The sequence below is a fragment of the Amycolatopsis sp. CA-126428 genome, assembly GCF_002904335.1.
Classification (GTDB): Bacteria; Actinomycetota; Actinomycetes; order Mycobacteriales; family Pseudonocardiaceae; genus Amycolatopsis.
In genome coordinates this window covers 105,335-129,093 of record NZ_PPHF01000034.1, presented here as the reverse complement: position 1 = coordinate 129,093, position 23,759 = coordinate 105,335, and the positions used below count along the sequence as shown (strand labels likewise).

General features: G+C 71.0%; 17 protein-coding genes and 1 pseudogene. 6 read left to right on the top strand and 12 right to left on the bottom strand.

Annotated features, from left to right (window positions below; genetic code table 11):
* Nucleotides 1-3 precede the first annotated feature (3 nt).
* The 10 genes from C2L58_RS10465 to ddaH form a co-directional block, all read right to left on the bottom strand.
* Entirely contained in the window at nucleotides 4-2,148 is a 2,145-nt protein-coding gene (locus tag C2L58_RS10465; RefSeq protein WP_103337352.1) for a heparinase II/III family protein, read from the bottom strand.
* Nucleotides 2,149-2,296: 148 nt separating this feature from the next.
* Nucleotides 2,297-4,474: a bi-domain-containing oxidoreductase gene (locus C2L58_RS10460; RefSeq protein ID WP_103337351.1), complete on the bottom strand. Its 2,178-nt coding sequence runs from the start codon at nucleotides 4,472-4,474 to the stop codon at nucleotides 2,297-2,299.
* On the bottom strand, nucleotides 4,471-6,381 hold the full coding sequence (gene asnB, locus C2L58_RS10455) for an asparagine synthase (glutamine-hydrolyzing) (protein ID WP_103337392.1): 1,911 nt from the start codon (nucleotides 6,379-6,381) through the stop codon (nucleotides 4,471-4,473). Before asnB ends, C2L58_RS10460 begins: the two co-directional genes overlap by 4 nt.
* Nucleotides 6,382-6,422: 41 nt before the next feature.
* A complete protein-coding gene (locus C2L58_RS10450; RefSeq protein ID WP_103337350.1) occupies nucleotides 6,423-8,246 on the bottom strand; it encodes a Wzz/FepE/Etk N-terminal domain-containing protein in 1,824 nt (607 codons plus the stop codon).
* Nucleotides 8,243-9,601 carry an exopolysaccharide biosynthesis protein gene (locus C2L58_RS10445; RefSeq protein WP_199191207.1) on the bottom strand — a complete coding sequence of 453 codons (1,359 nt, stop codon included), beginning with the start codon at nucleotides 9,599-9,601 and terminating at the stop codon, nucleotides 8,243-8,245. Before C2L58_RS10445 ends, C2L58_RS10450 begins: the two co-directional genes overlap by 4 nt.
* Nucleotides 9,602-9,710: 109 nt before the next feature.
* Nucleotides 9,711-10,892 carry a glycosyltransferase family 4 protein gene (locus tag C2L58_RS10440; protein ID WP_103337349.1) on the bottom strand — a complete coding sequence of 394 codons (1,182 nt, stop codon included), beginning with the start codon at nucleotides 10,890-10,892 and terminating at the stop codon, nucleotides 9,711-9,713.
* The gene (locus tag C2L58_RS10435; RefSeq protein WP_103337348.1) at nucleotides 10,882-12,198 is read right to left on the bottom strand and encodes a nucleotide sugar dehydrogenase; all 1,317 of its coding nucleotides are present in this window, start codon (nucleotides 12,196-12,198) and stop codon (nucleotides 10,882-10,884) included. The genes C2L58_RS10440 and C2L58_RS10435 overlap by 11 nt, the downstream gene beginning before the upstream one ends.
* Before the next feature lie 207 nt (nucleotides 12,199-12,405).
* The gene (locus C2L58_RS10430; protein ID WP_103337347.1) at nucleotides 12,406-13,101 is read right to left on the bottom strand and encodes a glycoside hydrolase family 75 protein; all 696 of its coding nucleotides are present in this window, start codon (nucleotides 13,099-13,101) and stop codon (nucleotides 12,406-12,408) included.
* A 232-nt stretch (nucleotides 13,102-13,333) separates the two neighbouring features.
* The gene (locus C2L58_RS10425; protein WP_103337346.1) at nucleotides 13,334-13,990 is read right to left on the bottom strand and encodes a polysaccharide deacetylase family protein; all 657 of its coding nucleotides are present in this window, start codon (nucleotides 13,988-13,990) and stop codon (nucleotides 13,334-13,336) included.
* Nucleotides 13,991-14,071: 81 nt separating this feature from the next.
* Nucleotides 14,072-14,917 carry a dimethylargininase gene (gene ddaH, locus C2L58_RS10420; RefSeq protein WP_103337345.1) on the bottom strand — a complete coding sequence of 282 codons (846 nt, stop codon included), beginning with the start codon at nucleotides 14,915-14,917 and terminating at the stop codon, nucleotides 14,072-14,074.
* A 74-nt stretch (nucleotides 14,918-14,991) separates the two neighbouring features.
* Between ddaH and C2L58_RS10415 the strand changes: the two genes are divergently transcribed.
* The 5 genes and pseudogenes from C2L58_RS10415 to C2L58_RS10395 all read left to right on the top strand — a co-directional run bounded on the left by C2L58_RS10415 (nucleotide 14,992) and on the right by C2L58_RS10395 (nucleotide 20,433).
* A complete protein-coding gene (locus C2L58_RS10415; RefSeq protein WP_033261465.1) occupies nucleotides 14,992-15,438 on the top strand; it encodes an Lrp/AsnC family transcriptional regulator in 447 nt (148 codons plus the stop codon).
* Nucleotides 15,439-15,986: 548 nt separating this feature from the next.
* A pseudogene (locus tag C2L58_RS10410) lies at nucleotides 15,987-16,750 on the top strand (enoyl-CoA hydratase).
* Nucleotides 16,751-17,008: 258 nt separating this feature from the next.
* Nucleotides 17,009-18,934, top strand: a complete 1,926-nt coding sequence (locus C2L58_RS10405; RefSeq protein WP_103337344.1) for a 2-oxoacid:acceptor oxidoreductase subunit alpha — start codon at nucleotides 17,009-17,011, stop codon at nucleotides 18,932-18,934.
* The gene (locus C2L58_RS10400) at nucleotides 18,931-19,995 is read left to right on the top strand and encodes a 2-oxoacid:ferredoxin oxidoreductase subunit beta (protein ID WP_103337343.1); all 1,065 of its coding nucleotides are present in this window, start codon (nucleotides 18,931-18,933) and stop codon (nucleotides 19,993-19,995) included. Before C2L58_RS10405 ends, C2L58_RS10400 begins: the two co-directional genes overlap by 4 nt.
* Before the next feature lie 96 nt (nucleotides 19,996-20,091).
* Nucleotides 20,092-20,433 (top strand): VOC family protein, encoded by a 342-nt coding sequence (locus C2L58_RS10395; protein WP_233225660.1) that lies wholly within the window; start codon nucleotides 20,092-20,094, stop codon nucleotides 20,431-20,433.
* Here the strand turns inward: C2L58_RS10395 and C2L58_RS10390 are convergent.
* Together C2L58_RS10390 and C2L58_RS10385 are read right to left on the bottom strand one after the other, a co-directional pair.
* Nucleotides 20,426-21,652 carry a sunset domain-containing protein gene (locus tag C2L58_RS10390; RefSeq protein ID WP_103337341.1) on the bottom strand — a complete coding sequence of 409 codons (1,227 nt, stop codon included), beginning with the start codon at nucleotides 21,650-21,652 and terminating at the stop codon, nucleotides 20,426-20,428. The two genes, C2L58_RS10395 and C2L58_RS10390, sit on opposite strands and share 8 nt — an antisense overlap.
* 23 nt (nucleotides 21,653-21,675) lie before the next feature.
* Entirely contained in the window at nucleotides 21,676-22,728 is a 1,053-nt protein-coding gene (locus C2L58_RS10385) for a polyprenyl synthetase family protein (protein WP_103337340.1), read from the bottom strand.
* Nucleotides 22,729-22,987: 259 nt separating this feature from the next.
* Between C2L58_RS10385 and C2L58_RS49790 the strand changes: the two genes are divergently transcribed.
* On the top strand, nucleotides 22,988-23,578 hold the full coding sequence (locus tag C2L58_RS49790; protein WP_199191206.1) for a hypothetical protein: 591 nt from the start codon (nucleotides 22,988-22,990) through the stop codon (nucleotides 23,576-23,578).
* Nucleotides 23,579-23,759 lie beyond the last annotated feature (181 nt).

Genomic DNA, 23,759 nt, shown 5'->3' with positions numbered 1-23,759 from the left:
GTCCTAACTGAAGCGGAGCAGGGTGGTGAGGTGACCGGGCGACCCGGAGCCGACAAGGGTGGTGGCGGGTTCCTTCCGCCCGAACCCCGCGGAGTACCAGCCCAACGGGGGTTCGGCAGCACCACGGTGCACAGTCCAAGAGAGTCCCGCGGGCAGCTCCATGACGGCGGTCCGCACAACGCCGGCGAGCGAACCGGAAACCCGCCCGACAAGCGGATCGGCGGCCTGGGAACCGGCCCGGCCCCCGGCGGCGGCGGAACCGGGCTTGTTTCCGCCGCCGGTCAGCGAAGAAGTCCGGCCCTCGGCGGCGGCCGAATCAGCCGCGCGCCCGCCGCGGACTACCGGGGAACCGGCACTCCTCCCCTCCCCCGCGAACGAATCGGCCCCATCCGGGGCGGCCGTCCAGCGGAGGCGGGCCGTGGTGCCGTCGAGCATGACCGTCACCGACGGTCCGAAGTGGAACGCCAAGCGCGCGGCGCCCGGCGAACGCTCGCCCAGCACCTCGTCGACGATCTTCAGCACGTCGCCGTCCAGTTCGACCGTGCGGCGGTGGACCGCCGGGGCGTAGCCGTCGTGAGCGGCCGACCAGCGGGCCGGGCCGCTTTCCGGGGTGTGGACCTCCAAGACCTTCGTCACCGCGTGGCGGGTCCACAGGAACGGGCCACCCGAGATCGACTGGTCGCGGCCCGCGAGCTCGAGCGTGTTGTGGCCCAGCGTCGACCGGAAGTACGACCGCCACTGGGGCTCGCCGTGGTAGCAGAACGTGCCCGGGTCGGCCAGGACATCCACTCCGTCGTGGCGGACCTCCAGCGACAGCGCGTCCGCGTGGGCGTGCGCCGCGATCGACAGGAATCCGTGGGGACCTCCGTCGCAGCGGACCCACAGCGGACCCGAACGCAGGATCGTCATCCCCGCGTCGCGCAGGTGCGCCGGACGGCGGCCGGGGCGGACGCCCGAAGCCCGCGGAGTGCGCGACACCAACGACGCCAGCAGGGGTGTCCTGACGTCGTCGCCCGGGGTCGGCGGCCACCAGTCCAGGCGGCCGAACAGCGCCTCACCCGAACCCAGCAGGGAGGCCCAGCGGTCGGTCGACGCGCCGTCGACGATCAGGCCGAAGCCGTCGTCGGCGTCGCCCTGGCGGGGCGGCCGCAACCGGTTGTCCACAATGGACGCCAGGGTGTCGGTCATCCGGAGCAGGACGTCCCACGTCGAAGCCGGCACCGGTGTGCCCGCGGCGTCGGCCTCGATCGCCGCCGCCAAGCCGAGCTCCAGCACCAGGCCGTGGTACTCGGACGCCAGTTCCGCGTTGAGACCGGACGGGAACGTGTTGCGCCCCAGCTGGACGTCCAGCGAGCGCATCGCCGCGGCGCGCCAGCCCGCCGACTCCGGGAACCAGCCGAACGCGCACGCCGCGGCCAGCAGCCCGGCGTCCTCGGCGATCACGTGGTTGTTCGCCGACGAGCCGTGGCTGCGCAGCGTCGCGAGCCAGTTCTGGTGGTGCCACAGCTGGAGCTGGAAGTCCGGGTTCTGCTCGAACAGTTCCGCGGCGCCGGGCCAGCCGTCGAGCAGGCGGCGCGTCCAGACCCACGACAGGAGCCGGATGCCCAGCTCGATGCCGCTCACCCAGTGCGGCCCCCGCAACGGCGGATTCGCCGCCCACCACGATCGCAGGTGTTCCGCCGCGCGGGCGGCGTAGGCCGAAGAACCGGTCAGGGCGTACGCCGCGGCCAGCACGGTGAGGTGCTGATGGCGGGACGGCTCCCAGATCTGCTTGATGTCGCCGACCGTGTCTTCCGACCGGTACGGCACGTCGAACGCGTACACGTCCGAGGGCGCGCGGCGCCCGGTCTTCGGGTCGAGGAACCAGTCGGGCGCCTCGAAGTCCGTGCGCTCCACGCCGAAGTACTCCGCGCGGCCCGCCATCAGCTCGTCGGCCGTGGCGAGCAGCCGCTTGACCGCCTCGCCGGACACCTTGCCCAGCACCCCGGCGGGCAACGTCGCGGTGAAGCGCGGGTGCGAAGGCCAGTCCGGCGGCGTCGGCAGCGCGGAGCGCCACTGCCGCTGGACGACGGCGTGCCGCGCGCGCCCGGCGACCTCCGCCGGGCCCATCCGGGACAGCCGGCGCAGGTACCAGCCGGGACCCATCATGGGCGGGCACCTGCCTTCGGCAGCAACGCGGGCCGGATCGGCGCCACACTCGGCACGCCCGAACGCGGCGGCAGCAACGCGGGCCGTTTCGGCGCGCCGCTCGGCACGCCCGGGCGCCGCGGCCTCAATCGGATCGGTGCGTCGCTCGTCATGCCGGGGCACCCGCCTTGCGCGGCAGCTCGATCCGCACCAGCGCCGCGTTCGCGACGCTTGTCTGCGCGGCCAGGGTCGCCAGTGTCGTCGCGGCCAGGGAAGCGATCGAGATCGGCATCGGCGAGCCCGTCCGCACCGCCGACAGGAACGCGTCGACCTCGGCGGCCTGGCCCTTGTCGCGGCCCTTCGGGATGCGGGAGCTGGCCCACTTCTTCCGCGAGTACACCGACGCGCGGACGAAGTCGTCGAACTTGAGGACCTTGCCGTCGGCGACGACGTCCAGGGTCTCCTTGGGGAAGCCCGACGCGCCGGTCTCGGCGTAGGTGATCACCGCCGTCGAGCCGTCGGCGTAGCCAAGGGTCACCTGGAGGTCTCCGGTCGCGTACACCGAGACCGGGTCGGCGTCGAGGAGCCAGCTCACCGTGTCGATGAAGTGCCCACCCTCGCCGGCGAAGCGGGAACCTTCCAAATCCGTCTGGTTGTACCAGCTGCCGTGGTCGAGGCGGCCGGCGTTGACCAGGTACCGGACGCTCGCCGGGCCGACGCGGGGGCCGAACTGCTCGCGGGCCTCGTGCAGCAGCGGCGCGAACCGGCGGTTGAAGCCGACCTGCAGGCGGTCGTTGCCGGACTCCTCGATCGCGTCCAGGACCTTCTGCAGCTCCTCGGGGGACAGTGCCAGGGGCTTCTCGACGAACACCGCCTTGCCCGCCAGCAACGCCTGGCGGGTCAGCTCGGCGTGCGAGCTGTGCCGCGTCACCACGAACACCGCGTCGATCGACGAGTCGCCGAGGACGTTGTCGATGTCCGTCGACGCCGCCGCGAAGCCGAACTTGCGCCGCGCGTTGGCGCCGGACAGCGCCGACGTCGTCGCGACGTGCTCGAGCTGCACGTCGTCGCGCTCGACCAGGTGCGGCAGCAGCATCGAGGACGCGTAGTTGCCGGCGCCGATGAAACCGAGCCGCACCGGCTGCCCCGCCGGCAGCGCGGAGGGCGAAGACGAAACCAGCCCGACCCGCGCGGACGTGACCATGGGCTCCGTCCGGGCGACCGCGTCCGGGTAGCGGAACAGCACCGCGACGGCCTTCAGCTCGCCCTCGTTCAACGACTTGTAAGTCGAAACCGCGTCCGAGAAGTCCGAGACGTGCGTGATCAGCGGCTCGACATCCAGCCGGTCGCGCGCGATCAGGTCGAGGACGCACTCCAGGTTGCGGCGCTCGGTCCAGCGGACCTGCCCGATCGGGTAGTCGCGGCCTTCGAGCTCGTACGACGGGTCGTAGCGGCCCGGGCCGTAGGACCGCGAGAACCGGACGTCCAGTTCCTTCTCGTAGTAGGCGTTCCACGGCAGGTCGAGCTTGCACTTGCCGATGTCGATCACGCGGCCGCGGTCGCGGGACAGCTTCGCGGCCAGCTCCACCGGGTCGTTCGTGTTGCCGCCGGCGGCGAGGTACGTCTGGTCGACGCCCGCGCCGTGCGTCAGTTCGGCCACGGCCGTGTCCACGATGCCGGACGCCGGGTGCGCGCAGGTCAGCGCGCCGAGGCTCTCGGCCAGCTTGCAGCGCTCCGGGTCGGGGTCGACGCCGACGACGCGCACGCCGGACGACGCCAGCAGCTGCACGACCAGCTGGCCGATCAGGCCGAGGCCGATGACCAGGGCGACCTCGCCGATCTGCGGCTCGCCGCGGCGCACGCCCTGCATGGCGATCGAGCCGACGGTGCCGAACGCCGCGTGCCGTGGGTCGACGCCGTCGGGCACGCGCGAGTAAAGGTTCTTGGGCACCCAGTTCAGCTCGGAGTGCAGGGCGTGCTCGTTGCCCGCGCAGGCCACCAGGTCGCCGACCGAGACGTCGGTGATGCCGTCGCCGACCTGCTCGACGATGCCGCACAGCGAGTAGCCGAGCGGGGTGTAGGAGTCCAGTTTGGACGTCACCTTGCGGTAGGTCGCCGAAAGGCCGTTGGTGGCCACGCTCTGCATGACCTTCGCGACCTGGTCCGGGCGGGCTTTCGCCTTGCCCACCAGGGACATGCCGGCCTCGGACACCTTCATCATCTCGGTGCCGGTCGAGATCAGCGAGTACACCGTCCGCACCAGCACGCCACCCGGCTTGCAGGCGGGCTCGGGGACCTCGAGGAGCGCCAGTTCCCCGCTCTTGTAGTTCTGGACTACCTGCTTCACTTCGCTCCCGCTCCAGACATCGCGTTCCGGTACCAATACTCGAGGGTCAAGACGTGCCAGAGGTGCTTGCCGCGGTCTTCCTGGCCGGCCGCGTCCTCGGCGACCATGCGCTGCAACGCCTCCCGCTGCAGGAATCCCGAAGAAACGAGCACGCCTTCGTTGACGACTTCGCGCACCAGCGGCGCCAGGTCGCGGCTCATCCAGGCCCGCAGCGGCGCGCTGAACAGGCCCTTCGGCCGGTGCACGATCTCGCTCGGCAGGATGTTCAGCGCCGCGTTCTTCAACGCGACCTTGCCGGCGCGGCCGACGATCTTCTTGTCGCCCGGGATCCTGAACGCGGCGCGCACGACCTCGACGTCGACGAACGGCGTCCGCACCTCGGTGGACGCGGCCATCGTCGACCGGTCGGTGTAGGTCAGGTTCAGCCCGGGCAGGAACATCCGCGAGTCGGCCAGGCACATGCGGTTGACGAAGTCGTCGAGCGCCTGGTCGTTGTACGTGTCCGCGTGCTCGGTCAGGACGTCCTCGACCGCGGGCGCGAAGTCCGGGTTCACCAGCGAAAGCAGCTCGGCCTGGTCGTACATCGTGTAGCTGCGCCGGAACGCCGTCTCCTCGGGCAGGCCCGCGAAGGACAGGAACCGCTTGGCGAACCGCACCGACCGGTACCCGCGCTTGGCCGACGCCACCGGCAGGCGGTCCACAAGGGACTCGACCGGACGCCGGACCGCGCCCGGAACCTTGTGGTAGCGCAGCGCGATCAGGTTCGCGAGGTGCTTGCGGTACCCCGCGAACAGCTCGTCGGCGCCCATCCCGGACAACATCACCTTGACGCCGGCCTCGCGCGCGGCCGAGCAGATGATGAACGAGTTGATCGCCGCCGGGTCGCCGATCGGCTCGTCGAGGTGGTAGGTCATCTTCGGCAGCAGGTCGAGCACCTGCGGCGCGATCTCGATCTCGTGCAGGTCGACGCCGAACTGCTGCGCGACGATCCGGGCGTACTTGAGGTCGTCCGGCATGGCCTCGAACTTGGCGTCCTCGGCGCGGAACCCGATGGTGTAGGCGGAGATCCCGGGCTGCGACCGCGCGGCCAGCGCCGTCAGGTAGCTGGAGTCCAGCCCGCCCGAGAGGAACGTCGCCACCGGGACGTCCGAGAGCAGGTGCTTGGCCGTCGACTCGGCGATCACGGCGTGCAGGTCGACCTCGCCGTCGAAGGTCGCGCCCTCCTCGGCGACCTCCCGCAGCGACCAGAACCGGCCGCGGTCGACCTGGCCGTCCGGGCGGCAACGCAGCCACGTGCCCGGCTGCAGCTTCTCCGCGCCCTGGTACGCACAGCGGCTGTCCGGCACCCAGTAGTAGAGCAGCGACGCGATCAGCGCCGCGTTGTCGATCTGCAGGGACCCGCCGAGCTCGCCGGCCAGCGCCTTCAGCTCGGAGGCGAAGGCGACCCCGCCGTTCCGCTGCACGAAGAACAGCGGCTTGATGCCCAGCTGGTCGCGGACCAGGAACAGCTCGCCGGTGCCCTCCTCGAACAGGGCGAAGGCGAACATCCCGCGCAGCTTGGGCAGGCAGTCCGTGCCCCAGCGCCGCCACGCCTGCAGCAGCACTTCGGTGTCGGACGTCCCGCGGAAGCGCACCCCGGCCGCGGAAAGCTCGGCCCGCAGCTCAGGCGCGTTGTAGAGCTCGCCGTTGTAGCTCAGCGCGAGCCCGTCCAGGACCATCGGCTGGGCGCCGGTCTCGGACAGGTCGATGATCGAGAGCCGCCGGTGTCCCAAGTGGACTTCACCGGGGCCGGCGCGGTGCTCGTAGCGGCCGGAGCCGTCCGGGCCGCGGTGGGCCAGCGTCTTGGTCAGCCGGTCGGTGAGCGGCCCGCCGTCCGGCCAGAGGTAGGTGCCTGCGATGCCGCACATCTCGGTGCGTTCCCCTTCGGTCGCGGCGCGGGTCAGGAGACTCACGCACTCTTTTCGGGGGTCTGGGTGGCGGAGCCCCCGGCCCGGGGCAAAGCCCCGGTTGTCACAGTGCTCTTTTCTGGCTCGAGTCCGGCGTTCAGTTCGCCCTTGTGGTTCGGTTCGGCGTGATCGCGCTTGAACGGCGTCGGCCGCTTCGGGGGCTTGACCGGAGCGAACTTCTTCGTCGGCGCGTTCAGGTGGTCCGGGACGCTCACGCTGCCGGGCGCCGGCAGCGGCGACGCCGGTGGCCTCGGGGTGGCCAGCGCCGGCGGGAGCACCGGCCGGACCGGGGTGAACCGGCGCGTCGGCTGCTCGGTCGTGGCGACGCGTTCGGCGACGCGGGCGACCAGCTCGTCCAAGCGGTCTTCGCGCTCGCCCAGTGCGGGCGCCACCGTCGGGCGGCCGCGGCCGCGCAGGGCCGTGTGCAGGCCGTCCCACAGCGTGCCGTCGGACTTGTCGCGCGGGTCCGGGTCGACCAGCACGATGCCGATGATCGGGATCTCCTGGTCGGCCAGCTGCCGCGCCACCGTGTGCAGCCACAGCGTGTTCGCGTGCCCGGCCTTCACGACCAGCACGGTCTCCTTGCCGAGGTGCTCCAGGTCGGTCCACGCCGTGCCCGGCGACACCGTGCCGACGCCGACGCGGCGCTCGTCCGGCGGGCCGGCCGGGTCGCCGGCGCCGACCACGGAGACGTCGCTCTTGGTCTCCTGCACGAGCTTGCGGACGTCCTCGCCCGGCAGGTCGTCGACGACGCTCGCGGCGCCCTCGGCGGCCAGCTCCGCGGCGATGTCCAGGCCGAGCGCGGCGGCGACCTTCGGGGCGCCGAGCTCCAGCAGCGACACCCCGCGCGGCTCCTGCTTGATCAAGCGGACCAGCGTCGTGGCGACGCGCTTGCGTTCGGAGACCGCGCGCGAGCGCCGCCACAGCCGGGCCGGCCCGCGCAGCTTCGACGGCAGCTGCGCGATCACGGACGCACCGAGGTGCGTCGAGATTTCGCGGCGCAGCACCGGCCGGTCACGCGAAACCGCGCCGACGGCGACGAGCGCGAGCCCGATGGCCAGGCCGAGGGCGAACCCGATGCCGGCGTTGGTCGCGGTGGTCTTGAGGAACGCCTTGGGCAGCGCGCGGGCCGCGTCGACGATCTGGGTGCCCGCGGTGACCTGCGGGCTGCCGATGCCGGCCTGCTGGGCGCGCGAGGTGAAGTCCGTGATCTGCGCGGTGAGCGCGGCCCGGCGGCTGTAGAGGTTTTCGAGGGCGGGCTGGCTGGCCTGGCGGCCCTTGCCCTCCTCGGCGACGATCTGCTGCTCGACCTTGCCCAGCTCGTCCTGGGCGTTCTTGCGCTGGTCGAGGATGGCCTGCGACTGGGCGGCCGCGGCCGCCTGGCTGCGCTTGACGTGGTCGGCGATGAACGTCTCGGCCAGCGCCTGGGCCCGCGCCACGGCCTCTTCGTTGCTCTTGGCCTTGACGGTGATCTGCAGGACGTTGTTGGTCAGCCCGAGGCCCGCGTAGTTCTTCATGAAGTCTTCGGGCGAATCGGTGCTGCCCAGCTTCTTCAGCGCGCCTTCGGCGATCGGGGCCGTCTGCAGCACGGCGACGTCGGTGCGCATCAGCGTGCCGCTGTCGGTCGGCGAGTCGTCCTGGTGGACCACGATGACCTTGGCGACCGCGGTCGGCGGCGCGGGCAGCACGAAGGCCAGCGCCGCGCCGGCGATGAGCCCGAGCAGCGCGGTGGCCAGCCAGACCCGCTTGCGGCGGCGGATCGCGACGAACAGCCGCTGCAGGTCGACGAGCGGGGCGGCCGGGGCCTGCGAAGGAGGAGTCGTCACGCCGAACCTGCCAGGGCTTTCTCGGGGGCTTCCGCCGCGGGTCCGGTTTTCTCCGGCTCGAGCGGCCGGACGGCGTGGGTGAGGACGGCGCCGACGATTTCCTGACCGCCGTCGGCGCAGGCTTCGGCGAGCTGGACGAGCTGCCACGCGGTGCGCGTGCCGGCGCCGAGCACGACCAGGACGCCGGAGCTCGCCGTGGCGTCCGGCACCGTCGGCCGGCCGGGCGAGAACTCGAAGACGCGCAGCGGCACCGACAGCCGGTCGGCCAGCTCGGCGAGCTGCGCGGCGGCCAGGCGGCCGGTCTCGTCGTCGTCGGCCACCAGCAGCAGGACGTCGGCGGGGCCGGTGGCCAGCCGGGCCAGCACCCGGCGGTAGCGGATGTCGCGGTTGACCTCGTCGGCCGAGGTGGCGACCGGCGGCAGCACCCACGGCCGGTCCCCGCCCAGCAGGTGGCGCACCTTGCCGAGGAAGCCGGTGGCCGGGGCGCGCTCGTCCGGCGGGGTGGTGACGTCGACGCCGGCGAGGATCGGCGCGCCGAGCGCGGACGCGATTTCCGGCTCGCCCCGCAGGCGCCGGTCGGTGCGGGCGGTGAACAGGTGGCCGAACACGCCGACGAGGAAGAACAGCACCGCGCCCCCGGCGACGAACTGCGTCATCGTCGGGGCCGCCGGCGACGTCGGACGCTGGGACGGCCCGAGCACCACGGTGTTGCCGACGCCGGTCGCCAGGTCGGCCTGGTTCAGGTCGTTGATCGCCTGCTCCAGCGACGACTTCAGGCCCTCGAGCTGGGTGCGGACCTGCACGCTCTCCACGGTCAGGCCGCCACCGACGGTCTTGGCCAGGTCGCTGATCTTGTCCGTGGTCAGCTTGACCTGCTGGCGCAGCGACTCGCGCTGCTCCTGGGCGAGCTGCACCGAGGCGTCGGCGGAGTTGCTGGCCAGCTGTGTGGAGTACTTGACGTACTGCTGCGCGACCTGGTCGGCGAGCTGCTGGGCGTGCTCGGCGGTGTCGGCGGAGACGGTGATCGTCACGACGTTGCTCTGCGCCACCGACGCGCTGACCTGCTTCTTCAGGTCGATGCCGCTGGGCCGCCACGGCAGCACCGCGGCCGCCCGGTCGAGGACGACCGAGGCCGTCGCGATCTCGGCCTGGGTCAGCAGCTCGTCGGCCTGGCGCGGGCCCTGGAGCAACACGCCCGAGGTCGTCTTGTAGCCGGGCGAGAACAGGATCGACGCTCCGGCGCCGACCAGCGCGCCCAGGACGGCGAGGACGGCCAGCAGCCGCCACCGGCGTCTCAGGACCTGCCCGACGAGGGCCAGGCGCACCGTGTCGTCAGTCAACGGCGGGGTCTCCATTCCTGAGCCGGGTACGCCGAACGGGTTCAGTTGATCGGCCGGTTACCCCAACCGTCGTCGGACCGGGAGCTTTGGTTACACGTTCGGTGAGTTCTTGACCGTACGGCGATCAGGACTTCACAGCGTGCTCATATGCAGCGAGCAAGTTCTTCGCCGAGTTGGCCCACGAGAGCGGTCCGGCCACCCTGGCCTGGCCGAGCTTGCCCATCCGGATCCGCTCCTCGGGGTCGTCGAGCAGGCGGGACACCAGCGCCGCGAACTCCGTTTCGTCGTTCGCCGGGGCGTAGACGGCCGCGTCCCCCGCGGACACCCGCGCTTCCCGCAGCTCGAACGAGACGATCGGCTTGCTCATCGCCATGTACTCCATGACCTTGTTCATCGTGGAGACGTCGTTGAGCGGGTTCAGCGGGTCCGGCGACAGGCAGACGTCGGCGGTGGACAGGTAGCGGACCAGGTCCTCGTCGGAGATCCGGCCGGTGAACTCGACCTGGTTGGCCAGCCCGAGCTTCGCCGACAAGGCGACCATGTCGTCGAACGCATCGCCCGAGCCGACGAACACCGCGTGCCAGTCGGTGCGGCCGACGTCGTCTCGCAGCTTCGCCAGCGCGCGCAGGGCGTAGTCGACGCCGTCCTGCGGGCCCATCACGCCGAGGTAGGCGAGCAGGTACGGCTTGCCCTTCTTCAGCTCGGGCTCGACCGGCACCTCGTGGAACCGCTCGACGACCGGGGCGCTGCGCACCACGAAGACGTCCTCGGGCTTCTTGCCGCCGCGGATCCGGGCGACCTGCTTGTAGCTCTCGTTCGTCGAGATCACGACGTCGGCGGCGCGGTAGGTGGCGCGTTCGAGCGCGCAGACACCGCGGTAGAGGAGGTCCTGCCCGCGGTCGAACCGCGAGAGGTACAGCTCCGGGCACAGGTCGTGCTGGTCGAAGATGAACTTCGCGCCGTGGCGCTTCAGGTACTTCGCGACCAGGTAGAGCAGGTCCGGCGGGTTGCAGGCGTGCACGACGTCGACCGGCCCCACCTTGCGGGCCAGCCGCAGCGTGTGCCACAGCGCGCTGCCGTACTCCTGCAGGTAGTCGGCGGGCCCGCCGGTCGCCGCCTTGAGCGGGTAGCGGTGGATGTGGACGCCGTCGACGACGGCTTCGGCTTCGGTGTCCCGTTTCGTGCCCTGCGGGCAGATCACGTGGACTTCCCACCCGGCGTCGCGCAGGGTCGTGGACTCCTGCCAGACCCGCCGGTCGAACGGGACGGAAAGGTTTTCGACGAGGATGAGCGCTTTACCAGGCAAGGCCGGCGTATCCCTCTTCAAGGCGACGCGTCGCGGCGTCGGGCAGGCGGACGAGGTCGATGAGCGCCCGGTCGCCACTGTGCGGCAGGGCCGCCAGCACGTCCGGGTCCTTGGTGCCGACGAGCAGGACTTCGGCGTGGTCCATGACTTCTTCGACGGTCCCGGCGAGCAGCTGGCCGAGGTGCGGCAGCCGGCCCTCGATGTACTCGCGGTTGGCGCCCATCAGCCGCGAGAGGCTGACGTTGGCGTCGTAGATCTTCAGGTCGTACCCCTTGCCGAGCAGCTTCTCGGCCAGCTCGACCAGCGGTGACTCGCGCAGGTCGTCGGTGCCCGGCTTGAACGACAGCCCGAACAGCCCGACCTTGCGCTTGCCGGTGCGGGCGACCAGGTCGAACGCCCGCTGCAGGTGCTCGGCGTTCGACGCGAGCACGTGCGAAAGGATCGGCACGCTGACGTCGGCGCGGTGCGCGGCGTAGACGAGCCCGCGCAGGTCCTTCGGCAGGCACGAGCCGCCGAAGGCGAACCCGGGCTTGAGGTAGGCGGGGCTGATGTTGAGCTTGGTGTCGGCGAGGAAGACGTCGATCACCTGGTGCGAGTCGAGGCCGAGCGCCCGGCAGATCGAACCGAGCTCGTTCGCGAAGCCGATCTTCAGGCCGTGGAAGGAGTTGTCGGCGTACTTCGTCATTTCCGCGACCGGAATCGGCACCCGGAACACCGGGCCGGGCAGCCCCTCGTACAGCCCGGCCACAGCGTCGCCGCTGGCCTCGTCGATCTCGCCGATCACCGTCTTCGGCGGGTCGAAGAAGTCGCGGACGCTGGTGCCCTCGCGCAGGAACTCCGGGTTCACCGCGACGCCGAAGTCGACGCCGGCCGTGCGACCCGAAGCCTTCTCCAGGATCGGGACCAGCAGGTCGAGGCAGGTGCCGGGCAGCATCGTGCTGCGGAAGACGACCGTGTGCCGCTCGGCCTTCTTGGCGATCGCCTCGCCGATCTCCTCGGCCACGCGCTCCAGGTAGACCGTGGAAAGGCTGCCGTTCGGCGCCGACGGCGTACCGACGCAGACCAGCGAGATCTCGCTGTCGGCGACGGCTTCGGCGACGTCGGTCGTGGCTCTCAGCGCGCCGCTCGCGACGACCTCGGCGGTCAGCTCGCCGATCCGCTCCTCGACCACCGGGGCGTTGCCCTGGGTGATGAGGTCGATCTTCACCGGGTTGACGTCCACGCCGACCACCCGGTGTCCCTGCCCCGCCAGGCACGCGGCGGAGACACAGCCGACGTAACCGAGCCCGAAGACACTGATCTTCACGCCAAAACCTCCGCTATTCCGCGCGACCCTCAAGTTGGTCGGCGGGCGCCCTTGGATCGTTACCGCGAGGGCGGCGAACGGGGGACGGCGTGAGACCACGGTGAGACGCAAGGGATTCAAGTGAGAACTGCGTCTCGATCCGGTACGCGGACCGGCGGCGGACCGTGGCCGGGAACCACGATTCGCCGCCGGGCGGAAAATAAGGTGTCAGTTGTTGTTCACGAAGGTGGTCGCCAGGCTCTGGCCCTTGCTCACCGCGTTGGAGTGGTTCTCGATCGGCGAGACGGTCGAGTTCTTGAAGCAGATGTACGTGACGCCGGAGTCGGTGCCGCCGTTCGAGGGGTCCGGGTTGATGCCGAGGTCCTTCGCCGTCGCGTAGGACGCTTCGCCGATGATCTGCGTCGGTCCGGTGTCCCCGATGACGGCGTACTCGACCTTGCCGTTGTAGATCACCGCGCAGGAGCCGCCGCCCTTGAGGCCGGAGGAGGAGTACTTCCAGATGCTGCTGGAGCTCGGCACGACGATGTAGGGCAGCTTCGCGGCGTTGAGCGGCTTGCCGTCGGACTGGTGGAACGCCGTGTCGTCCTGGTAGCAGCAGTCGGTGTTCTCGTTGCACTGCGAGCTGCGCTGGCCGTCGCAGTCGATGTCCATGTCGGCTTTCCAGAAGACCGCGCCGTTGGCGTCGCAGATCGCGACGGTCTTGCTCGAGACGTCTTCGTCGGTCTTGTACTTGCCGTTCGAGACCTGCTTGCAGCCGGAGGTCTTGGCGAGCAGCTGGGCCGCGGTGGGGGCGGCTTCGGCGGTGGCCGGTTGAGCGGCCGGGGCCGGCGACGCCGACGCGAGGGCCGACGGCATCACGGCCGACGCCAGCGCGAGGGTCGCGAGCAGGATCAGTTTCCGCATTCCTGGGGCTCCCTTTAGTTAGGAAACTTTCCTTACGGCGGCGGGGCATCAGGATGCACCCGGGCGCGGCGGCGTTCAAGACCTCCGGGTCCGGGAATTTCCCATCAGATGGCCGGAGTTGACGAAAAGGCTGCTCACCGGGTCCGGCGCCCGCCGGAACCGGTTCTGGCGGTGTCCCGGTCGCCGGGACGCGCCGAGCGCCGAACGAGACGGTTCGCGACGGCGAGGCGCCCTACCGGAGAGCGCGGAGGAACAAGCGGTTCGCCCAGTGCGCGGCCCGGCGGGACCCGGCGAGCACGCCGTCGAGCCAGTCGCCGTCGAGGTCGTGCGGGAGCTCGGTGCGGGCCTGCAGCCAGCCGTCGCGGCGGGCCGCGCCGCCGTCGCTCGAGTAGACGCGGGTGGCGCCCGCCTGCCGCAGCCGGGCGAGCACGCGCCGGTCGTAGGCGCCGAACGGCAGCGAGTACCGGCGCACCGGCCGGCCGCACAGGTCGCCGAGCAGCTTCGGCGCGTCCTTCAGCTCGCGGTCGGCGTGCCGGTCGTCGAGCCGCCGCCAGTCGCGGGGTTCCCAGCCGTGCGAGCCGATCTCCATTCCGGCGCGCGTGAGCTCGCGCAGCCCGTCGCGGTCGAGGTAGCCGCGCTGCCCGAGCCGGCCGGCGAGGGGGAAGAACTCCGCCGTCAGCCCGCGGTCGGCCAGCCGCGGCAGCACGATCTCGACGTCGGATTCGTTGCCGTCGTCGAAGGTGAGGCGGACGTCTTCGCGCTCCGCGGCGACGTCGAGGACGCGTTCGAACTGCGCCACGGTCAGCCAGCGCTCGTCTTCCCCGGGGTCGAGCTGGCGCGCCGGCCGGCCCACCCCGTGCACGGCGAGGATCACCGTCACCACTCCCACCGCCTGCCACCGCGAGTAGTCGATTTGTTACTTCGATTAATCGCGATGGCAAACGGGTGAGTTACACATTTTTGCCGTTATTTAGCCTTTGCGAATCTCGAGCGTGCAGCACTTCGGGCCGCCGCCGGCTTTCCGCAGCTCAGAGATGTCGACGTAGACCGGCTCATACCCCCGCGCGGAGAGAAGTTCACCCAATCGGGTGGCCTCCACCGGGAGGACGACATTGCGGCCGTCGGAGACGCCGTTGAGGCCGAAACACTCTGCGTCTTCCTTCGTGGCGAGCACCGCGTCCGGGAACACCCGCTCCAGCACGCGGCGCGAGCCGGCGGAGAAGGCTTCGGGGTAGTAGACGATCTGCGCGCGGGTCGAGTCCGTCGCCTCGGCGAGCACGAACAGCGCGGTGTCGAGGTGGTAGTAACGCGGGTCGACCAGCTGCAGCGAGACGACCGGGACGCCGAGGGCCTCCTGCGCTTCGGCGTGCGCGGCCGGGTCGGTGCGGAAGCCGGTGCCGGCGAGCAGCAGGGCGCCGGTCCAGGCGAAGTCGCCTTCGGCCTCGTTGATCTTCTCCGGCATGGTGATGTCGCGGTAGCCGTGTTCGACGAACCAGCGGCGGAAGTGCTCGGCTTCGGCGGCGCGCTGCGGGGCGCGGAACCGCGAGCCGAGCACCCGGCCGTCGACGACGGTGCCGGAGTTGGCGGCGAAGACCATGTCGGGCAGGCCGGGCTGGGGCTCGATCTCCTCGACGGTGTGGCCGAGGCGGCGGTAGGTGTCGCGCAGCTCGGTCCACTGCGCGACGGCGACGTCGGCGCTGACCGGCTGGGTCGGGTCCATCCAGGGGTTGATCACGTAGTCCACCGCGAAGAAGCGCGGCGGGCACATCAGGTATCGGCGGGTGGTCGGTACGCGGGTGGCCAGTGATCCCTGCATGATTGCAGGGTAAGGGGCGCCTAATATCGCAATCAATCGCTGTTCGCTGCGCGTATCTGTGCTAGATGTTGCGTGTGAACACCATCGACCAGCGAATCGTTTCGTGTCTAGTGGCGAACGCGCGCTCGAGCTACGCGGAGATCGGCAAGGTGGTCGGCCTGTCGGCGCCGGCGGTGAAACGGCGGGTCGACCGGCTGCTCGAAACGGGCATCCTGCGGGGCTTCACGGCGGTCGTCGACCCGGAGGCGCTGGGCTGGGGAACGGAGGCGTTCGTCGAGGTCACGTGCCAGGGCAACATCACGCCGGCCCGGATCCGGGCGCGGCTGGAGCCGCTGCCGGAGGTGGTGGCGGCGTACACGGTGTCGGGTGCGGCGGACGCGATCGTGCACCTGCGGGCGGCCGACATCCACCACCTGGAGACGGCGCTGGAGCGGCTGCGCGGGCTCGAGATCGTGGACCGGACGGTGTCGACCGTGGTGCTGTCGCGGCTGCTGGAACGGCCACCGACGCCGGAGCAGTGAGCGCGGACTGAGCGGCCAGGGCGGGAGTGGGCGGGCCGAGCAGCGAGCCCGCGCCGGCTGGCTGGCTGCGGCGGGATCGGGCGGGCCGCGCAGCGAGCCCGCGCCGGGCAGCCGCAACCGGGTAAGGGCACGCCCCCGGAGCAGTGAACCCGCGCCGGGCGGCTGCGGCGGGATCGGGCGGGCGGAGCAGCGAGCCCGCGCCGGCTGGCTGGCTGCGGCGGGATCGGGCAGGCCGAGCAGCGAGCGCGCGCCGGGCGGCCACAGCCCGGCAAGGCGCGCTCCCGGAGCAGTGAACCCGCGCCGAGTGGCCGAGGCGGAACAAGGCGGGCCTCCGCCCCCCGGTCTCCAGCGTATCGGCGGGTACCGACAATCCGGCCGCTCAAGTCCGCAGCGCGCACGGATACTCCACAAACCTCTCCCCCAGCCGCGGCTTGGGGACAAGCGCGAGCCGGGGCCGCAAAACTGTCGCCCCTCGCCGATACGCTGGTCAACGGGGGGCGGAGGCCCGCCCTGCGTCCACCACCACCGCACCGTGCCACCCTGGGCCCATGACCGACAGCATCGTCAGCGAGCACTCCGGCGGCGTCGCCCTGCTGACCGTCGACGCTCCCGGCAGCCGGAACGCGCTGACGCTCGACCTCTCCGCGCAGCTCGTCGCCGCCGTCGAGGCCGCTGAACAGGACGAGTCCGTGCACGCCGTCGTCGTCACCGGGACGCCGCCCGCCTTCTGCGCCGGTGCCGACCTGTCCGCGCTCGCCGCGGCCGACGAGCCCGGCCTGCGGGCCATCTACGAAGGCTTCCTCGCCGTGGCGCGGTGCGCGCTGCCGACCATCGCCGCCGTCGGGGGCGCCGCCGTCGGGGCCGGGCTGAACCTCGCCCTCGCCGCCGACGTCCGGCTGGCCGGGCCGCGGGCGAAGTTCGTCGCCCGGTTCCTCGAACTCGGGCTGCACCCCGGCGGCGGGATGACCTGGATGACGCAGCGGCTCGCCGGCCCGCAGCAGGCCGCCGCCCTGACGTTGTTCGGACAACCCCTGGACGCCGAAGCCGCGGTGCGCGCCGGGCTGGCGCTGCGCGTGGTCGACGGCGGCCATGACGAACTGCTGACGGCCGCGCGTGAGCTGGCTCACCCCGCCGTCTCCGCACCGCGGGCCGCACTGATCGCCACCAAGCGCAGTCTCCGCACCACCGCGAGCCTGGCGAGCACAGCGCCGCCGTCGACGTCGAGATCCGGCCGCAACTGGCCTCGCTGGCGTCACCGGAGTTCGCCGAGCGGCTTTCCCTGGTGCGGGACCGGATCCGTTCCCGGCCCTGACCCGATCGGACCGCTCTCCGCTCCGGGAGACACGCATCACAGCGCGGCGCGGCGACTACCCGTTACCATCAGTTACAGGTATCTGACGGAGCTGCGAAGAGACATTGAAGAGCATCAATGAGGTCGCCCAACAGCCGGGACACTGCCAACCTGGGTGTTGAGGGCGAGCTAACCTCGGGAGTAGACCTGGTGAACGCAGCCGCGGCACCGGCAGGCGAACGGAAGCCGTACCGTCGGGAGAGAGGGAATCCCTGACCCATGAGCACGAGTGCGAACGGCAACGGCGCTGGTCACGGCTCGCTCGCCGCAACCAGGCCGACCGAGGTCAGCAAGCTGGACCGGGTGGTCATCCGGTTCGCCGGCGACTCCGGTGACGGCATGCAGCTGACCGGCGACCGCTTCACGTCCGAAGCCGCCGCGTTCGGCAACGACCTGTCGACGATGCCCAACTTCCCCGCCGAGATCCGCGCGCCGCAGGGCACCATCCCCGGCGTCTCCAGCTTCCAGGTGCACTTCGCCGACTACGACATCCTCACCCCCGGCGACCGGCCGGACGTGCTGGTGGCGATGAACCCGGCCGCGCTCAAGGCGAACCTCGCCGACGTCCCGCACGGCGGCACGATCATCCTCAACACCGACGACTTCATCAAGCGCAACCTCACCAAGGTCGGCTACGCGAGCGACCCGCTGGAGGACGACACGCTCGAGGCGTACCAGGTGCACCGGGTCGCCATGTCGACCCTGACCCAGGGCGCGCTCGCGGAGACCGCCCTCGGCAAGAAGGACGCCGAGCGCTGCAAGAACATGTTCGCGCTCGGCCTGCTGTCGTGGATGTACCACCGGCCGACCGAGGGCACCGAGCGGTTCCTGCGCGAGAAGTTCGCGAAGAAGCCGGACATCGCCGAGGCGAACATCCTGGCCTTCCGCGCGGGCTGGAACTACGGCGAGACCACCGAATCGTTCGCGACGACGTTCCAGGTCGCCCCGGCGAAGCTTAAGCAGGGCACCTACCGGCAGATCACCGGCAACACCGCGCTCGCCTACGGGCTGGTCGCCGCCGGGCAGCGGTCCGGGCTGCAGATCCTGCTCGGCACGTACCCGATCACCCCGGCGTCGGACATCCTCCACGAGCTGTCCAAGCACAAGAACTTCGGCATCATCACCTTCCAGGCCGAGGACGAGATCGCCGGCATCGGCGCCGCGCTCGGCGCATCCTACGGCGGCGCGCTCGGCGTCACCTCGACGTCCGGGCCGGGTGTCGCGCTCAAGTCCGAAGCCGTCGGCCTCGGCGTGATGGTGGAGCTGCCGCTGGTCGTCATCGACGTCCAGCGCGGCGGCCCGTCCACCGGCCTGCCGACCAAGACCGAGCAGGCGGACCTGCTGCAGGCGATGTTCGGCCGCAACGGCGAATCGCCCGTCCCGATCATCGCGCCGCTGTCGCCGGCGGACTGCTTCGACGCGGCCGTCGAGGCGACCCGGATCGCGCTGAAGTACCGCACCCCGGTGCTGCTGCTCTCGGACGGCGCGATCGCGAACGGTTCCGAGCCGTGGCTGATCCCGGACGTCGACGACCTGCCCGACCTGCGGGTCGAGTTCGCGACCGAACCCAACGCGGACAACGACTCCGGCGAATTCTGGCCGTACGTGCGCGACCCCGAAACCCTCGCCCGCGCGTGGGCGGTTCCGGGCACCCCGGGGCTGCAGCACCGGATCGGCGGCCTGGAGAAGGCCGACAAGACCGGTCACATCTCCTACGACCCGGCCAACCACGACAAGATGGTCCGGCTGCGGCAGGCGAAGATCGACGGCATCGACGTCCCCGACCTCGTCGTCGACGACCCGAGCGGCGGCAAGGCCCGCGTGCTCGCGCTCGGCTGGGGCAGCTCGTTCGGCCCGATCGGCGCGGCCTGCCGCCGCGTGCGCAAGCTCGGGCTGCCGATCGCGCAGGCGCACCTGCGGCACCTCAACCCGCTGCCGGCCAACCTCGGCGACATCCTGCGCAGCTACGACGAGGTCGTGGTGCCGGAGATGAACCTCGGCCAGCTTTCGATGCTGCTGCGGGCGAAGTTCCTGGTGGACATCCACTCGCACACCAAGGTCGCCGGAATGGCGTTCAAGGCCGAAGAGCTGCAGAACCTGTTCTCGGAGATCATCACCGGCGTTACTACGGAGGCGGCAGAATGACCGCAATCGACTTGGGGATACCCAACCTCGGCGGCCTGGACCTTGTGCCCACCACCGACGAGCCGCAGAAGGCCAAGGACTACAAGTCGGACCAGGAAGTCCGCTGGTGTCCCGGTTGCGGCGACTACGTCGTCCTGAACGCGGTCCAGTCCTTCCTGCCGACCCTCGGCCTCAAGCGCGAGAACATCGTGTTCATCTCGGGCATCGGCTGCTCGTCGCGGTTCCCGTACTACCTCAACACCTACGGCATGCACTCGATCCACGGCCGTGCGCCGTCGATCGCGACCGGGCTGGCCACCACGCGGCCGGACCTGTCGGTGTGGGTCGTCACCGGTGACGGCGACGCGCTGTCCATCGGCGGCAACCACCTGATCCACGCGTTGCGCCGCAACGTGAACATCAAGATCCTGCTGTTCAACAACCGGATCTACGGGCTGACCAAGGGCCAGTACTCCCCGACGTCCGGGCAGGGCATGGTCACCAAGTCGACCCCGATGGGTTCGGTGGACACGCCGTTCAACCCGCTGTCGCTGGCGATCGGCGCGGAGGCGTCGTTCGTGGGCCGGGCGATGGACTCCGACCGCAAGGGCCTGACCGAGGTCCTGCAGGCGGCGGCGCAGCACCGCGGCTCGGCGCTGGTCGAGATCTACCAGAACTGCCCGATCTTCAACGACGGTGCGTTCGACGTCCTCAAGGACGCCGACGAAGCCGCTGCCCGGCTGATCCCGTTGCGCGCCGGCGAGCCGATCCGCTTCGGCCCGAACCAGGAGTTCGGCGTCAAGCGCGGCGACTGGGGCGGCCTGGACGTCGCCAAGATCGCGGACATCGGCGAAGACGACATCGTGGTGCACGACCCGGCGATCGCGGACACGTCGTACGCGTTCGCGCTGTCGCGCCTGGGCGACCAGAACCTCAACCACGTCCCGACGGGCATCCTCCGCCAGGTCGAGCGCCCGACGTACGACGACGGCGCCCGCGCCCAGGTCGAAGAGGCTCGTGCGGCCCGCAAGCCGGACCTGCAGGGCCTGCTGCGCGGCAAGGACACCTGGACAGTCGCGTAACCCCGCTGCTCCCGAAGGCCGCCATGCCCGGTGCATGGCGGCCTTCGCCGTTTTCGGGGTTGCCACGGTTGGGACACTTGTCCTAAGTTTTAGTCCATGCGACCTGAATCACCCTTCGTGTTCTTCGACGTCCGTACCGCCGACGCGGCGGGCAGCAAGCGGTTCTTCGCCGAGTTGCTGGGCTGGGAGGCGGACGGCCCGCTGCTGACGGCCGGCGGCGCACCCTGGGGCGGCCTCACCGAGCTGGCCCCGGGCGATGACCGGGCCCCGCAGTGGCTGCCCTACGCGCCGGTGTCCGATGTGGACGCCGCCGCGGCGAAAGCGCTGGAGCTGGGCGGAACCCTCGTGCGCGAGCGCACCGACCTGCCGTTCGGCTCCCTGGTGGTGGTCACCGATCCCGGCGGCGCCGCGCTCGTGCTGTTCCAGGAACTCAGCTGAGCGGCCGGAACCCGACGCGCTCGGCGTCCTCCGCCGTCCGGAACCAGACCTCGGCGACCATTTTCGGGAACTGCGCCGATTCCTCGGTGCAGTACCGCAAAGCCGTGACGCTGGCCTTCACCGCGAAGCTGTCGCTGGGTGCCCCGCCGCCCGGGCGCGGCATCGCCGAACCGGGGCCGAACGGTCCCGGCGGGACCGAGTCGCCCGCCGCCTGACGGGCCGGGGGCGGCTCCGGCGCCACGACGCCGGTGGCCGCCGCCTGGTTCGGCTGCACCGACGGCTCGAACAGCGAGCCGCTGTGACCGCCGGAGAGGTCGGGCTCGCGGCGCTCGACCGTGCGCATCGACGGCTGGATCGGCTGCGGCGCGTCGAACCCGCCGCGCACCGCCTCCCGCGGCTGCCGCTTCGGCAGCACCTGCGTGGCTTCGGCAGGGGTCTCCGGCGGCACCTCCAGCTCACTTTCGGCGATGTCGCCGCCGAACGCGTACTGCGGGGGCTCGGCGTCGGGTTCCTCGTCGCGCACCGAACCGGGGTGCTCGCCGATGTAGCGCGTGCGCTCCACCGGCTCTTCGAACGCCGACCGCTCGGACGGCGGCTCGTGGTCGAACCAGTCCGGCGTCGCCTCGCCGGACGGCGGCTGGAACAGCGAGCCCGGGCCCGGGTCCAGCTGCTGCTCGAGCCGCGACAACGCCGGCGACTCGGGCTCCTCGTCGTCGTCGAACGAAGTCCCGACCGGGGCCATGTACTGGGTGGCGGTGGCGCTGTCCGGCTCCGGCTCCGGTTCGTCGTCCGGGGTCAGGAACTGGGTGGCCGCGTTGCGGTACGGGTCGTCTTCCTCGGGCTCCGGCTCGGGCGCGCGGACGGGCTCCGGCTCGGGCGGCATCCGCGACGGCACCTGGGCGTCCAGCTCGGCGAAGTCCTCGTCGATGTCGTCGTGGACGTCGTCGCGGTGGATCGGCGGCGCGGCGACCAGCGTGCCGGGGTAGGACGTCTCCTGGCGGGACGGCTCCAGCTCGGGCCGCCGGAACACCTCGGCGCCGGCGCTCACCGCGGCCGCGTTCGCGGGGGTGCGCGCGGCGTCGGCGTGGGCCTGCGCCAGCGAGCTCTCCAGCCGGTGGACGCTCTTGCGGAGCGGCAGCACGAGCACCAGCCAGGTGAGGAGGACACCGACGAAGAACGCGGCGAGGCTCCACAGCCAGACCTGTCCGAATATGGACATCTTTTCCTGCCCCTGTTAAGTGCTTAGCGCGTGCGCGCGACCAGGTAGTCGGCGACCGACTCGCACGCGTCCCGGGCGGGTGATGCGGGCAGCGCGGTGAGCTCGGCTCGCGCGCGCTGAGCGTAGTCGGAAAGGGTGACGCGTGCTCGATCGAGTCCGCTACTGACGCGCAGCAGCTCCAGCGCCTCCTGCACGAGCGCGTCGTCGGCGATCGGGCCGGACAGCAGCTCCACCAGGCGGGGGTCGGTGCCCGGGTCGGCCAGCGCGTACAGCATGGGCAGCGTCCGGACGCCTTCGCGCAGGTCGGTGCCCTGCGCCTTGCCGAGCTCGTCGGACGGCGACGCGATGTCGATGATGTCGTCGGAGATCTGGAAGGCGGTGCCGATGATGTCGCCGAACCGGCGCAGCGCCTGGATGTGCTCCTCGGCGGCGCCGGACATCATGCCGCCGAACCGGCCGGCGGTGGCGATCAGCGAGCCGGTCTTCTGCGCGATCACGGTGAGGTAGTGCGCGACGGCATCGTCACCCGGTCCGGGGCCGACGGTCTCGCGCATCTGGCCGGTGACCAGCTCGCCGAAGGTCTCGGCGATGATCCGCGCGGCGTCCGTGCCGAGGTCGGCGACCAGGCGCGAAGCGTGCGCGAAGAGGAAGTCGCCGGTGAGGATGGCGATGGTGTTGTCCCAGCGGGCGTTGACGCTCTCGGCGCCGCGCCGCATGTCGGCCTCGTCCATGACGTCGTCGTGGTAGAGCGTGGCCAGGTGCACCAGCTCGACCGCGGCGGCGGCGATCACGACGTGGTCGTCCTGCTTGGGGCCAAACTGCGCCGACAGGAGGGTGAACAGCGGACGGAAGCGTTTGCCCCCGGCCTCGACCAGGTGCAACGCGGCGTCGTTGACGGCCTGGACGTCACTGCGGACGACCTCGCGCAGCAGCTTCTCGACCTCGGTCAGCCCGCCGGCAATCGAGCGCAGCAGGGTCTCGTCGGCGATCTGCAGCCCGACCGACGCCCGCAGGTCGTCGAGGGCGCCGCCCGGCGCAGCGGGGAGGGATCCCGCCCCGGGGGCTGGGGAAGGCACAGACACGTCGGCTCCGCTCTACTCGTGCACCGGTCGGTTGCCCCTTGAGCGTAGTGGCTACGCCGCGCGGTCGTTTACCCGCTGTCCTGCGGAAACGGTGACGAACATGACACCGGCCACGGTCACCCACCGGGTGGTTCGTGATCCTCGGAAGGGTGATCGGAGATTCCGGGCGCAACGGACGTCCCCACCGGGCGGATATTCAACCGAGGAGGAGCCGCCACCACGGCCGCTCCCCGGCGGCGAGGAGGACAGCGAGATGCGCAGCACGATCGTCACGGCTGTGATGGTGACGGGCCTGGCCGCTTCTTCGCCTTCGTCGGCTTCGCCACAACCGGGCGTGGCCGACATCGGCTCGGCTTCGTTCACCGCGGTCGAGATACCACCCCAGGCTCCCTGCGCAATCGGCGGCCCGTCGAGCGCAACGGCCGAGCGGGTGTCGAAACCGGAAATCACCTTCGGCGGCGGCACGTCATCGTGCACGGACTCGAAGGTGACGGCGACAGGCAAGGACTTCGAGCTGACGGCGTTGTTGCGTGCGGGAGGGCCCCGGGTGAGGCTGTCGAGCTTCACGGTGACGTGCGAGAGGGCGCCGGGGCAGACGAGCGCGAACTGGAGCTACGGCGGGCTGTCGGGAATCGCGAACCCGCCGAGCCCGGTACCGGTGGGTTACGTGTCACCGCTCCGGAAATCGGACGGAACGGTGTTGGCGAACGCGGTGTTCAACATCCAGGACCTCCCGGGCGACGGAAGTGTCGGCTTGACGATGCTGCGCATTGATTTCCTCCCGGAATCGGGCATCAGCGGAACGGTGGAATTGGGCCGGACCAGCTGTGCCCCGACCCCATAGACGTCACGAGGGCCGCGGCTTGGGAGAGCACCGAGAGGGCCGCCGCGGCCCTTGTGACCTTGGTTTTCCGAGGTGGGAACCCTGGTAGGGTGCGGAGCGTCGGATACGCAGGGTGCTCGGGGTGGAGCACACTGCAAGCTAGGGGAGAGCTGATGACGACGGACGTGTGTCGTGGTTGAGG